13 protein-coding genes are annotated in these 12,828 nt (G+C 61.3%); 6 read left to right on the plus strand and 7 right to left on the minus strand.

What is annotated here, in order from left to right:
- Positions 1-25: 25 nt before the first annotated feature.
- From Afe05nite_RS19225 to Afe05nite_RS19235, 3 genes are all read left to right on the plus strand, one after another.
- Positions 26-829, plus strand: a complete 804-nt coding sequence (locus Afe05nite_RS19225; RefSeq protein WP_203818504.1) for a lytic polysaccharide monooxygenase — start codon at positions 26-28, stop codon at positions 827-829.
- Positions 814-1,407, plus strand: coding sequence for a DUF305 domain-containing protein (locus tag Afe05nite_RS19230; protein ID WP_239117973.1), 594 nt, complete (start codon positions 814-816; stop codon positions 1,405-1,407). The genes Afe05nite_RS19225 and Afe05nite_RS19230 overlap by 16 nt, the downstream gene beginning before the upstream one ends.
- A gap of 102 nt (positions 1,408-1,509) precedes the next feature.
- Entirely contained in the window at positions 1,510-2,637 is a 1,128-nt protein-coding gene (locus Afe05nite_RS19235; RefSeq protein ID WP_203818506.1) for an outer membrane protein assembly factor BamB family protein, read from the plus strand.
- Between the two features lie 18 nt (positions 2,638-2,655).
- Here the strand turns inward: Afe05nite_RS19235 and Afe05nite_RS19240 are convergent, their stop codons facing one another.
- Positions 2,656-3,603, minus strand: coding sequence for a NaeI family type II restriction endonuclease (locus tag Afe05nite_RS19240; protein WP_203818507.1), 948 nt, complete (start codon positions 3,601-3,603; stop codon positions 2,656-2,658).
- A gap of 113 nt (positions 3,604-3,716) precedes the next feature.
- Positions 3,717-4,181 carry a very short patch repair endonuclease gene (locus Afe05nite_RS19245; RefSeq protein WP_275407488.1) on the minus strand — a complete coding sequence of 155 codons (465 nt, stop codon included), beginning with the start codon at positions 4,179-4,181 and terminating at the stop codon, positions 3,717-3,719.
- Positions 4,182-4,273: 92 nt separating this feature from the next.
- On the opposite strand from Afe05nite_RS19245, the gene Afe05nite_RS19250 reads away from it, so the two are divergent.
- On the plus strand, positions 4,274-5,512 hold the full coding sequence (locus tag Afe05nite_RS19250) for a DNA cytosine methyltransferase (RefSeq protein WP_203818509.1): 1,239 nt from the start codon (positions 4,274-4,276) through the stop codon (positions 5,510-5,512).
- Positions 5,513-5,548: 36 nt separating this feature from the next.
- Here Afe05nite_RS19250 and Afe05nite_RS19255 read toward each other — a convergent pair whose 3' ends face one another.
- The 4 genes from Afe05nite_RS19255 to Afe05nite_RS19270 form a co-directional block, all read right to left on the minus strand.
- Positions 5,549-6,595, minus strand: coding sequence for a NaeI family type II restriction endonuclease (locus tag Afe05nite_RS19255; protein WP_203818510.1), 1,047 nt, complete (start codon positions 6,593-6,595; stop codon positions 5,549-5,551).
- 65 nt (positions 6,596-6,660) lie between these two features.
- Positions 6,661-7,479 carry a protein NO VEIN domain-containing protein gene (locus Afe05nite_RS19260; protein WP_203818511.1) on the minus strand — a complete coding sequence of 273 codons (819 nt, stop codon included), beginning with the start codon at positions 7,477-7,479 and terminating at the stop codon, positions 6,661-6,663.
- Complete coding sequence (locus Afe05nite_RS19265) at positions 7,463-9,289, minus strand: DEAD/DEAH box helicase (RefSeq protein ID WP_203818512.1); 1,827 nt, start codon at positions 9,287-9,289, stop codon at positions 7,463-7,465. The genes Afe05nite_RS19260 and Afe05nite_RS19265 overlap by 17 nt, the downstream gene beginning before the upstream one ends.
- Positions 9,286-10,701, minus strand: coding sequence for a ParB/RepB/Spo0J family partition protein (locus Afe05nite_RS19270; RefSeq protein ID WP_203818513.1), 1,416 nt, complete (start codon positions 10,699-10,701; stop codon positions 9,286-9,288). Before Afe05nite_RS19270 ends, Afe05nite_RS19265 begins: the two co-directional genes overlap by 4 nt.
- A gap of 164 nt (positions 10,702-10,865) precedes the next feature.
- Between Afe05nite_RS19270 and Afe05nite_RS45225 the strand changes: the two genes are divergently transcribed.
- Both Afe05nite_RS45225 and Afe05nite_RS19275 read left to right on the plus strand, forming a co-directional pair.
- Positions 10,866-11,504: a KpnI family restriction enzyme N-terminal domain-containing protein gene (locus Afe05nite_RS45225; protein ID WP_498371344.1), complete on the plus strand. Its 639-nt coding sequence runs from the start codon at positions 10,866-10,868 to the stop codon at positions 11,502-11,504.
- Between the two features lie 81 nt (positions 11,505-11,585).
- Positions 11,586-12,422, plus strand: a complete 837-nt coding sequence (locus tag Afe05nite_RS19275; protein ID WP_203818514.1) for a phosphoribosylaminoimidazolesuccinocarboxamide synthase — start codon at positions 11,586-11,588, stop codon at positions 12,420-12,422.
- A gap of 3 nt (positions 12,423-12,425) precedes the next feature.
- Here Afe05nite_RS19275 and Afe05nite_RS19280 read toward each other — a convergent pair whose 3' ends face one another.
- Complete coding sequence (locus Afe05nite_RS19280) at positions 12,426-12,725, minus strand: DUF3040 domain-containing protein (protein WP_203818515.1); 300 nt, start codon at positions 12,723-12,725, stop codon at positions 12,426-12,428.
- Positions 12,726-12,828: the final 103 nt, after the last annotated feature.

The following is a 12,828-nucleotide window of genomic DNA, read 5'->3' on the forward strand; positions in this document are numbered from 1 at the left end:
GGCTCCACTGCCTACCGTGCTCCGCATGCGCAGGAAAATCGCCTACCCCCTGGTCGCCCTCGGCGTGACAGTCGGCTCGAGCCTGGCCGTCGTCTCGCCGGCGTTCGCGCACGGCTACGTCTCGACCCCGCCCTCCCGGCAGGCGCTGTGCGCGTCCGGCGCCGTCGCCGGCTGTGGGCAGATCCAGTACGAGCCACAGAGCGTCGAGGCTCCGAAAGGCCGGCAGTCCTGCGACGGTGGCGTCTCGACCTGGTCGGTGCTCGCCGACGAGGCCCGGAACTGGCCGGCCAAGTCGGTCGGCACGTCGGTCACCTTCACCTGGGTGATGACGGCCCGGCACCGGACCGCGGACTGGACCTATTACCTCGGCGGCGCCAAGGTGGCCTCGGTGTCCGGCGGCAACGCCCAGCCCGACGCCGTCGTGTCGCACACGATCGATCTGCGCAAGTTTCCCGGCAAGCACACCGTGCTGGCCGTCTGGAACATCGGGGACACGGTCAACGCCTTCTACAGCTGCGTCGACCTGAACATCGGCGGCGGATCTTCGTCGACGCCCGCTCCTGCTACTTCTGCGCCTGCTACCTCCGCGCCTTCTGCTTCTGCTTCTTCCACCTCGGCTCCTTCCACTCCCGCTACCTCTGCTTCCGTTCCTCCTGCTTCCGTTCCTGGGGCGGGCGCTCCCGGGAAAGCGTGGGCGGCGAACGCGTCCTACCGGATCGGCGATGTCGTGACTTATCGCGGCAAGCGCTACCAATGCCGGCAGTCGCACACCTCGATCAACAGCTGGGAGCCGTCGATCTACACGCTCGCGCTGTGGCTGCCGCTGTGACGCGCCGGGTCGTACTCTCCCTGCTCGTGCCGCTGGCGCTAGGTGCCTGCGGAACGGCCGCGACCCCCGCGCCCACCGGCACCCAGGCGGTCGCCGAGATCCAGGCCGGCTCCTCGTTCAACGAGACCGACGTGATGTTCCTGCAGATGTTGTCCTACCACCAGAAGCAGGGGCTGGAGATGACCTCGACGGCCGCCACCCGCGCCACCTCCCCGCAGCTCAAGACACTTGCGGAAGCGGTCCGGGCGACCGAGGCGGACGAGCTCACGATGATCCAGGGCTGGCTGACCCAGTGGGGCAAGCCGACCACGGCCGACCCGGCCGCCGGCTTGCACGCCGACCACGGCGGTCTGCCGGCAACGGGACCCGCGGAGATCAAGGCGCTGACCACGGTCTCGCCCTCGTCTTTCGACACCGCGTTCCTGAACCTGTTCCTGGCGCATCAGCACAACGCCATCGAAATGGCCCACCTGGAGACGACCAACGGCTCGAACAAGGAGGCGAAGGCGTTCGCGAATCGGGTGCGCGAGTCACGCCAGGGTGAGGTGCGGCAGATGTTGAAACTGATGAACGGCTGACCCAGACCCAACTCCTCCGCGTTTCCTCCCACGGTTTCGGTCCGACAGGCATAAGTTTTGTGGTGCTTAACGGACAAAACGATCGTCGTGGGGGCACGCATCTTGACTGCTTTACGCCGTACCCAAGCAGTGGTCCTGTCCTTCGCCTTGGCCGTCGCCCCGGTGACCTCGGCTGACGCGGCCGGCTCCGTCGGCTGGGAGCACCCGGGCTTCGACGCCGAAGACAGCTACTACAATCCCGCGGAATCGGCCGTCAACGCCGCCACCATCGACGGACTCACCCAGCGCTGGTCGGTGAAATTGCGGGACAGCGACGCCTCCTGCGGCGGCTTCATGCCCCCGATAGTCGCCGGCGGCCGGGTAATCGCCACCGACGAACTCGGCATTTCCGCTTACCAGGCGTTCACCGGCACCCCCGCGTGGCGCTTCAATTGGGACGACCCGATGGACTCCGACGCCGCCGTCATGGCCGTCTCGGGCAACACGCTTGTCGCGGCCGACGGCGACTGCAATTCCAACAGCGATCCCGACGGCCGCCTGCTGGCCCTGGACCTGTCCACCGGAAAGGTTCGCTGGCAACTGGAGTCCGACATGCCGATCCATTCGGTGGTCGTCGACAAGGGCATGGTCGTGATCTCCGGCGAATCCCCCTCGGACGAGACGGCCACCACCGGCTACCGGGTGTCCGACGGCAAACAGGTCTGGAAGCGCGTCGATTTCATCGGTTCCGCCGTCTCCGCCGATGGCCGAACCCTGGCCACCAACGGAAACACCACCTCCGCCCTGTCGGTGACCACCGGCGCTCTCTTGTGGACGAAACCCGGCGTTTGGCAGGCTCAGGCCGCCACCCCCGACGCCGCCCGCTTCCTGGTCACCAACGGCACCGCGATGTCCGCCGTGAACGCCACTTCCGGCGCCGTCATGTGGACCGCCAAGGGCAAAGCTTCCGAGTCGGTCGCCACCGACGGTCGCCGCGTCTACCGAACCGAAGACCAGACCGTCGATGCCTTGACCGCCTCAACCGGCCGCCCCCTATGGTCGCGCCGCCTGCCGACCCCCGCCGGTCAGCCGGTGCGCGCGGGCGGGCTGCTCTACACGGGCGGCCCAGTCTTGTCCCCGACCACCGGCGCCATCCTGACCCAGGCGACACCCTTGGCGGGACGGCAGATCCCCACCGGCGGCCGCCTCTACATCCTCAACGACGGCGAGTTGTCGAGCTTCGCGCCCTAACCTCTGACGCCGCCGAGACTAATCGTCCTCAAGATTGCCCTGGATTCTTGGCAAACGCCTATTAAGCCACACTGACAGTGATTGCGTGTTAAAGCTACGGTCGCCAGGCTGCCACAGCCGAATGACCATGCCGTCGATTCGGGCAGTTGCTCCCTCATAATCACGCTCTGCTGGATGGACCCTGATCGGCACAAAATTGCCTGACTTCGGCACCGGCAAGCCCAGGTCGATGGCGGCCGCCTGGGCGGCCACACGTATACCACTGAGCAGAAGGAACCCCTCGGGTGCGAGGATGTCGGCCGCGCCACCATTAGCTCGAGCCCGCTTCATGCTGTCCTTTTGCTGAGCTGTGGCTTCAACCGACGCTCGGTTGACCACGCGGCCTTCAGCGCGGCGCATCAGCTCCGCCACTCGATGCCGCCCAGGCGGCTTAGACATGATGGCTGCCTGATCGGTGAGCGAGAGTCGGAGCAGCGTGTTCTCCGGCAGTCGAGCTTCGCGGAAGAGCCAAGAGGCTCTGGCAAGCCCTGCGACGTTGATGGTGCGCTTCAGGTCCCTGTTTGGAGCATTTAGGATTGAAATGTCTGCACGGATCACGCCTAGTGACCACACGGTTGCCAGATCATCGGCGTGGAGTAGCAGGCAAAGCTTGCTTTGAGCCTCCACCGGGATCATCCAGCCACCGAAGCGCATCGAGTACTTCGCGTCTACATCGTGACCCGCGATGGAGAAGTCCAGATCGATGCCATCCGCGAACTTGAAGCGGCGCTGAAGATTGATCTCGACAAGTGAGCCGATGTGCGTACGCTCTGTCTTCGCTAGCCTGTCGATGCTGTAGCGGCCGGTACGCTGCCCGTCATAAATCTGATCGAGCGTTTCCCGGAGAACCTGCGCTGTCTGACCACCGGTGGGATCTAGCTCACGCAAGATCGCGACCACCTGGTCGAGGGCGGCATCATTGGACATGAGCGATGACCCTAGACGGCAAGGCCGGTATCGACCAAGGTCCAAGGGCGAACACCTGTCCGTTTTGGGCTAGACAAGCGACCACTGCAAGGTAGTATCGTACGTATGTTCGATCAGTCCAATGCTGAGCGCACGGCCGCGAGAGCTCCGTCAAGCGGCTCATGTTCCCAGATGCGAATAACCTTCCAACCCGCCTCGCCTAGGGCCTTATTAGCTAGGCCGTCACGTTCCATGTTCCGCCGGAGTTTAGGCGCCCAGTACCACTCGTTCGTGGTTGGCTGCCGACCATGTTCTGGGCAGACGTGCCAAAAGCATCCATCGACAAACACGGCGACCTTTCGCCTCGTGAAGACGATGTCCGGGCGTACTCGTGCATCGGGTAACTTGAGGAGCAGATCCTTGCGATAGCGATAGCCAAGACGGTGAAGCGCCGTGCGAAGCGCCAGTTCGGGCTTGGTGTTGCTCCGACGGTTGGCTTGCATGTTGCGAGACCGGCCCGGGTTCAGCGGGGCCGGATATAGAGCCTTCGTATGAGCTTGCCGTCGTCGCTCTTCAGGGTCACCTGACGACACGACCATCCCCTCACTACCTCGGACGCGCAGCTGCCTCAGTGCTTGAGGCAAGATACTCCGCAACAGTTCGCGCGTGCCTCACCCAGGAAGGATGCCTTGTGGCCAGTCACGATGTAGTTGAGATCTGCGCCGGAGCCGGCGGCCAGGCTCTTGGGCTAGAGAAGGCAGGTTTTGAGCACACACTTGCCGTTGAGCTCGATGCCCATGCCGTGAGCACCCTTGAGCACAACAGGCCTTCCTGGAAAGTCGCACACGGCGACGTGGCCAGTCGTGACGTTTGGGATCCAAAGAAGTACCAGAAGGTCGCTCTGCTGGCGGGAGGTGTCCCCTGCCCTCCCTTCACCATTGCGGGTAAGCAGCTCGGAGCGACCGACGAACGCGATCTCTTTGCCTGGGCTGTCGAACTTGCCAATGTTATGCAGCCACGAGCTCTGCTCCTGGAGAACGTCCGTGGGTTGAGCATGCCGCGCTTCTCCGGCTATCGGCAGCATGTGCTCGATCGCCTCGCATCCATGGGTTACGTGGCTTCGTGGAGACTCCTCCAAGCTTCCGATTTCGGCGTTCCCCAGCTGCGGCCTCGGTTTGTTCTGGTTGCCATGCGCTCTGCCGACGCCGCGTACTTCCAATGGCCGGAGCCAGTCGAAAAGACGCCCACTGTCGGTGAGGCGCTCGGCGAGATGATGGCTGCAGGCGGCTGGGAGGACGCCAAAAAATGGGCTGCGGGCGCCAACCGGATCGCACCAACGATCGTGGGCGGCTCCAAAAAGCATGGAGGCGCCGATCTCGGCCCAACCCGCGCCAAACGTGCGTGGAAAGAGCTGGGCGTTGACGCTTTGGGCGTAGCTGATGCGCCTCCTGGCCCGGGTGCCAAGTTCGAGGTGGGCCCGAAACTGACGACCGAGATGGTTGCCCGCATCCAGGGCTGGTCTGACGACTTCCCGTGGGAGTTCCAGGGACGCAAGACCACCCGGTACCGGCAGATCGGCAATGCGTTTCCGCCGCCCGTGGCGGCTGCCGTGGGCGAAGCAATCATGCGTGCCTTCAAGGGTGAGGCCCCGCGTACTGCGCCCCAGCCATCTGAGCAGGATCCCATCTATAAAGCCTTGCGAGCAGCCACTGATTTCGTCAGTGCCGACCAGCTCAGCCGAGCGAGTGGGGTGCTGGATACACCAGAGCTCGAACGACGGATCAGCCTATTGAGTCGGGATTTCGACATCGACATCCAAGAGCGTGCGACCGGCGTTGCCTACAAGCTGGGCGGTTTCAAAGCCTTCATCGGGCAGGCCGACCACAGCCGACACGATCAGTTCGAGAAGCACCGGTCCCATATTAGCTAGGCAATGAGAATTTGGGCGCGAACCGCTGAACTAGTTTCAGTTCTCGCGAGCTGTTTGATCGGAGAGCTCAGAGTGAAGGCCGTCGGATCCTCCTTCAAAGGAGAAATTTCGCGCTGAATAAGCGCGGCGGATCGTGGCCTTGCTGCTCTCATCTAGTTTATCGAGAGGAACAGCTGCCCACGCGGCTGAGCTTAGGTCCAGGTCCAACTCTTCGGCGACTCTGCGGTGCTCGATCCATGTCCCGCATAAGAGCTCGTAGCCGTTGTTTCGCATGGTATTGCGGATCTTCCGAACGCGGTTGATCGGGTCGTTGCGGCCCGCGCAGACGGTAAGTATTGTCGGTCGAGGTATCACCGTCTCCGGAAGTGATGTGAACAAGTCTATTAGTCTCGGCTCCTGGCCCCGGCTGTCAAATACCTTAGCGGCTTGGCCTGGAGTCAGCCTCTTGAGTGGGTTTTCGCGCATCTTTTTTTCTGGATAGAGTTTGATTCCAAAGCGAATGCGAGCAGCTGCGCTAATTGTGCGTTTGCCGTCATTGTTAATCCCGTCGTTGAGCCAAGCCCGATGAGTGCGAATGAGCCAAGACTCGTGCGTGTTTTTTTCAATATCAAGCCGGATGGCGAGAGTAATTCCGCACTGACCCTCGCGAGGGATAGTCCAATTCGAACCTATTGTCCCTTTTAGCTCAACATCAACACTCGCAATTTCGGTGTCAGGGTGCTTCTTCTTTGGCAGGCCAAGGTATTGAAGAACGTGGTACTGAAGCTTGGTTCCGATCACGCGCTTCTCGTCGCTGTCGACGTCAGGATCACCCAGGTCGTATCGGCCGGTGCGCGCACAATCAAGAACATAGTAGACGGTATCTTCGAGAGCATCTCCAATGGTTGACGCGAAATCTTGTCGATTTTCTATCCAGGAGTGAACCGTCTTCAGGTCAACGTCATCCTGGCCTGTCTCTATGACATGGGCCTCGTCCCGGTCGTTCAGGCAAATTTGTCCTGGACCGAGCAAGATTCTTGCTCCGTGTTCTCTTCTGCGCTTATTGTTGGGGATGCGACTAAGGTCGTCACGTTCTTTTCGCATTCGTGCCTGCCGCTCTCGTAGTGCGGTTGCGCTGATACAGCGTTGCTGCGTGGTTCAGGGGCTAATCAGAGTAGGCTAATATTGTCTGGCAAGGCAATTATGCCGCGTCGAATTTGGTCAGGTGAAACTTCGATTCGCGCTGTCTCCCAACGAGCGTAAATAGAACTATCTATCGGTGCCACCTTCTCAATCCACGTCCTGGTGACAGTGTTAATAGCTACTATTTCCATGTCTATGTCAAGTCGTAAGAGGACTAATGTCCACGTCGGCTCCCGACGCATGGTTTCGAACTCGTTGCGAGACAGGTAAATCGTGGCGCGTGATTGTCGCCGCGTCGATTTGACTTCAATTAGGGCGTTTGCGGTAGGAGAAGAAACGGCAATATCGTAGCCGAGTCCATCGCAGTTTGCAGCGACGTGTGTTACGTCGCCGGGAACGTTCGCTTTGATCAGCCGGAACAAGGCAAGCTCGCCGGCCAACCCGATCCGGGCGCGCTCCTCAGTGTCAACCTTCCCCCACAGCGCCGAGACATGTTCGAACGCCTTAGGTCGGCTGATACCCAATGCTTCGGCCGCGAGCAGAGCATCTTCGGGAAGCTCGTCAACAGTGCGGACCAGTACATCGAAATCTTGTAGCCACGTCGTTCCGCCTGTGCTGATCGCCGAGGTGAAGACACGCTGCGCAGGCGCGTCCGGGCCAACTAGGCTATCGAGTAGTCCGGTCGTCGCTAACCAAGCATAAGCGACCTCGTACTGGGTCGGTGTCAGGTCGCTGAAGTCGCGATGGTTGGTGAAGAGAGCGCGGCAACGTGCGACGCCAGACTGGGGCAGCCGTTCCAGCCAGCGAACCGCTGCTCGCAGCGTCGGCTCAGGAGGGATTGGCATGGAGATGGCCCATAATTGCCCGCAGGTCGCTGGCCTCAATTTCACTACCCACCGTGGGCTCTCCAGCGAGATCTGCAAGCACCCGAACTGCGGGATCGTCCAAGATGATTCCCATGAAGCGCAGCTTCTCGCCAAGGCGATGTTCGACCACATCGTCAATGGTTTCTTCGGCGGCCAAGATGGTCACTCGTGTCTCAACGCCAGGTGCGAGGCCGAGACGGTGAATGCGGTCGATACTCTGGAGGAACTGTCCGGCGGCGAAGCTTCGATCGACGTAGATCGCATCGTGGCACTCCTTGTGCAGGCTGATTCCTTCGCCCAGCGTTGCCGGGTTGGAAAGCAAAACCATGCATGTCGGGTCGCTCCGGAAGCGCTCGATCTCCCCCTCACGGTCAAGCGTTCCACCGTGGACCAGTGCAGGCTGGAACTCCTGCAGCATTTGCATCAGCGTATTAAGGCTTCGGATGAACGTTGACCACACAAGTGTCTTGCGTCCAGCGGCAGCATTCTCGGCGACGATTGCTAGGACTTCCTGATACTTCGGGGACGTCTCGTAGGCGGGGAGATCCCGCATGATTTGGAAGAGTGGCGCATCTTCAGGAACCGCGAGGGGCGGAACTTGATAGGCGAGTGGGTCATGCCGGGTAGTTCCCACCGCTAACAAGGCCGGACTTGTAGCTGCCATCAACATGTATACGACGATCTTGCCGAGGGTCTGGAAGTCTGCCTCCGCGTTGGCCACCCGAGCCGAAAACCGCCCTAAGAGGGCGTCGTAGATCTCCCGATGAAGAGGGGGCATCTGAACAACACGCAGTCGCACCGTCACTGGCGGCAAGCCAAGTTCAGTCTTTGTGGTCCTAGCAAAGAGCGGTCGGAGTACCTGGCTGGCTTTGACAAGGTCACCACCGCCAACTGTTTGAATGACCTTCGCCCGTCCATGCCCAGGCCAGACAAAGCTAAAGAGATTCTCAAGGTCCCTCGCGCCGTTTGGCGCCGGCGTGCCGGTGAGAATTAGTCGATGATCGGCGATCGGGCCGAGTGCTAAGCAGGCAGATCCATAGATGCCGTCTGCTCCGAGCTTCATACGGTGAGCCTCGTCGAGGATCAGAACCGACTTGCGAGAACCGAGCCAGGTGCCGAGCTCGTTGACAGAGCTAGTGAGGCGTTCGTAGTTGATGATGAACGCCTCGGCGGCGGGATCCGGGCTACGGTCGTAGACCGCCATACGCAGCGGTGCCTTGAGGCATACCACGTTTTCGTACATCCACGCGTCGTAGCAGGATTTCGGGCCTACTATGAGAAGCCGCTCGATGTGGCCCGAACGCCGAAGGGCCTCGAAAACAGCCAGGCTGACCCTGGTCTTGCCTGCCCCCGGCACCGAGAAGTTCGCACCGTGGCGAAGCGAAAGCAGGTGGGCGATGTCCCGCCGCTGGAAGTCCGTGAGGTCGCCGACCCAGTTGGGGCCAAGCAGTTCGTCGATCTGGCCAGGGGAGACCTCCGCTGGTTGCACAGACTGGTGGTCAAGTCGTTCGGCAACGGAATGCGCGTCTCTTGCGGAATCCGTCGCCAGCTGGGCAAGTTTTGGTTCCCACACGACTGTGCCAGGTTCCGGCCATGTTCCTAGGCAAGCAAGATTCGTCAGCAATTCATCGAGCTCAAGGTCAATCGTGCCGGGCAATCGCTGAGTGCTGCTTTGGAAACGAAGTGCGAGCCGCCGCAGATCATCCTCACATCCCGGGCGGGCACGTAGACGCGCCTTGCCAGCAGAATCTCCGAACTCGACATGGAGGCTTGGTTCAAGCACGGTCATCGGCTCAACGGGTTCCGAGTCGAGTCGAGAAGCCACTTCACGCCGTCACCAGGCGTATCAAAAGCACGTCCAGCCTGTCTAGCCAGCCGGGCCAGGCTGTCACGTAGTGTGATCAGGGCGTCGTCAAATGCCTCTTCGTCGAGGGCATGCTTTGCGCGGGCCTCGGCGAACTCAGCGCCACATTGGTTGAGGTAGTCGGCAGCGTCGGTGACTCGCTCAGTCACCGCGACCTGGCGCTTCTGAAGTTGAGCGTTCTGGCCGGCCATCTTGACGGCAATGTCGAAAGTACTACGGGCCGTCTTGATTAGACTATCTGTTTCGGCCACTTCAGCAGGCTTGAGTTTACCGCCAGCCTTCGCTGCGGCACTCGCACGTAGCAGCGAATCGGTCAATGCGCGTGTGGTGGTGGCAGCAACCGAGGCTCCGGGCACGACGACACCGGCGAGGCCAGGGATCGCTATGCTTGCGGCTTCCTGCTTTGAGGGACGCAGTCCGTCCGGAAGCCGGGAATCGAGATATTTACCGTAAAAGTCAGATTCTGCGAGTCGCACCGAGGTCTTCGGATAGTTCAGTACTACCATCGAGAGGCGCGTCTCTTTGAGCTGTTCGGCAGCATCGGGATTAGTCCTTACGAGCTTCGAATAATCGCGCTGGAGCTCGCGGAGCTTTTCTTGGTGATCTTCGAAGTCGATTTCGCGCAGGGCAGTTCCTTTTGCGGTTCTGCTGCGGTCGATCGCCTCTTTGATGAGCTGATAAACCCATCGGTCTTGCCGGAGGGTCTGAGGCTTGATGTTGAATGCCCGTGCGACGTCCTCCTCACGCAGACCGCTTGCGAGCTCCTCCTCGACTGCGATCAGCCGGTTTATATAAGAGTAATCACGCCGTTTGTCTCGACGAAGCTGGAGTGACAGTTCGACTGAGTTGATGTCTCGGCGGGACGTATCCATCGGCAGCACAGCAACTCGAATGTTTTTGACGCCGAGTTCCCTTAAGGCGGCGCACCGAGTATTTCCATCCACCAGAATTCCGTCCGGACTAATGATGCCGGGTTCCTTTTGCCCAAATTCGTCAAGCTCTTCGCAGAGTGCGGTGTAGTCTGGGTCAACCTGGTCCGGATTGGACGGCTTGCGTGTTAGAAGATGGTGGAGGTACTGCTGAGATACCTCGCTCCAGGGTGCCTTCTCTAGCTCAAAAGTCCGTTCCCGGTCAAGGCTGCGCTGGGCACGGATACGGTGAGTGTCGGGATTGAAGTAGACCATGTCGGTCGGCATAGAGATGACCGGGAGGTGTCTCTGTTCGTCACGCCAGTCGATCGTAACCTTCGCCCCGTTCTCCAGGGTTGCCTGGCGCACACGCTCCTCGACAAGCGTCCGAATTTTCTCGCCTTCGGGTGGGGTTCCGAAGTTCGACATTACTGAAGCCTCCCGCGCTTACCTGCCGGATTGACTGATGCATGATGTCAGCACTGTTGGCGTTGATGGCAGTGGTTCGTCGAGGTGTGTCGTCCGATTTTAGTACGGGATGTGTGGTTGTGGATCTACCAAGGTGGGATGACCAAGCGTTTAAGGGCGGAACGATGCAACGATGTGCCCTCTGGCTGATGCAGGAAGTTGGCGTAGGCAACACCTTCACCAAGGAGCATCTCCGCCAGTCCTTTCCCGGGGTCGCGCAGGCCGATCGTCGTATGCGTGATCTACGGAAGTTTGGCTGGGTAATCAGGACTAGCGCCGATGACGCCACTCTCTTACGGGAAGATCAGCGCTTCGTTGGCGCGGGCGTGCCCGTCTGGGAGCAGTCGGCGCGCCGGGCGGCCGCACCGGAGAGGCGGTTTTCGGCTAAGGAAAAGACGAGCGTTCTTGCTCGAGACTCACACATGTGCACCCAATGCGGTGTGGCCGCAGGTGACTCCTACCTTGACGATCCCAATCAGACGGCCTTACTTTCGGTGGTTCAAAGGTCAACTGTCCTTCCTGACGGTCAGACGACGAATAGCCTGGTCACCGAGTGCAAGCGTTGCCACTCGGGCTCCGGCGGCGAACCGGCCAGGGCAGATGAAGTTCTCGCTAGCTATGAAGCGCTCGATGATCGCGATCGCCAGCGCTTCCGTCGATGGACCGAGGCCGATCGTAGGGGCTCTACGCCTCTAGAACGGGTGTGGAGCGCGTATCGGCGCCTACCTCCAGCTGCGCGGGACGCAGTCCGCGGATCTCTCTGAGCTATCACTTAGCGGAGCGAATCAGGCAGTCGGCTAGCGTAAAAGCTGCACATTCCGACGAAGTACCGCGAAGGGGATCACGTGGAGCTGTTGCACTCGGGGAAGGTTCGGGACGTCTACGCCGACGGGGAGGACCTGCTTCTGGTCACCTCGGATCGGATCTCGATCTACGACGTCATCCTGCCCACCCCGATCCCGGACAAGGGGAAGATCCTCACCCAGCTCTCGCTCTGGTGGTTCGAGCAGCTCAGCGACGTCATCCCGAACCACGTCATCTCCAGCACCGACGTCCCCGTCGAGTGGGCCGGCCGGGCGATTCGGTGTGAGCGCCTCGACATGGTGATGGTGGAGTGCATCGCTCGGGGTTATCTGGCCGGGTCGGGCCTCAAGGAGTACGAGCGGGAGAAGGCGATCACCGGCATCCCGCTGCCGGACGGGCTGATCGAGGGTTCGCAGCTTCCGGAGCCGATCTACACGCCGACCACCAAGGCGGCTGTCGGTGAGGGGCACGACGAGTTCATCACCTTTGCCGAGGTGCAGGCCAAGGTCGGTGCGGAGGCGGCGGAGGAGCTGCGGAGCGTCACGCTCGAGATCTACCGGAAGGGCCAGGAGATCGCGGCCGGGAAGGGGATCATCATCGCGGATACCAAGATCGAGCTTGGGTACGCGAAGGACGGCACCCTGAAGCTCGGGGATGAGCTGCTCACGCCGGACTCGTCGCGGTTCTGGTCGGCGGACGAGTGGAAGCCGGGCAGCACCCAGCGGTACCTCGACAAGCAGTTCCTGCGGGACTGGTCGAGCAAGCTCGACTGGGATCGCACCGCGCCGGGGCCGGAGGTTCCCGAAGAGGTCGTCGAGGCCACCCGCAACCGCTACATCGAGGTGTACGAGCGGCTGACCGGCGACACCTGGCGTTGACGGCTAGTTCGAGACTCCGGGGCGGCGCCGTGGGGCGGGCCAGACGGCTGCGCCGGTGATGCCGCCCCGCTTCGACATGAGGTGCAGGCCGTAGGCCACGCCCACCAGGGCCAGAAACAGGCCGGTCCATCCGCCGAAGACAATGCATATCGGGGCGGCTGTCCAGAGCAGAATGGCGAGCACCAGGTAGAGGTTGCGCTTGGGCCGCGCCAGCCTGTCGATGCGGCGCGTGAACCCGGGGTCGTTCGTCCGCAGGCCGTTGACCAGGCTGTCGAACATGGCCTTTTCGTTCGGTTCGAGCACGGGGGACCACCTCCTGTGACTTCCCGACGGGCAGAAGGTGCCCCTCGCCTAACCCGCGAAACGCCCACGTTCGCCATCTGCCCAACAGGGAACACATTCACAA

The organism is Paractinoplanes ferrugineus (assembly GCF_016862195.1).
Lineage (GTDB): Bacteria > Actinomycetota > Actinomycetes > Mycobacteriales > Micromonosporaceae > Actinoplanes > Actinoplanes ferrugineus.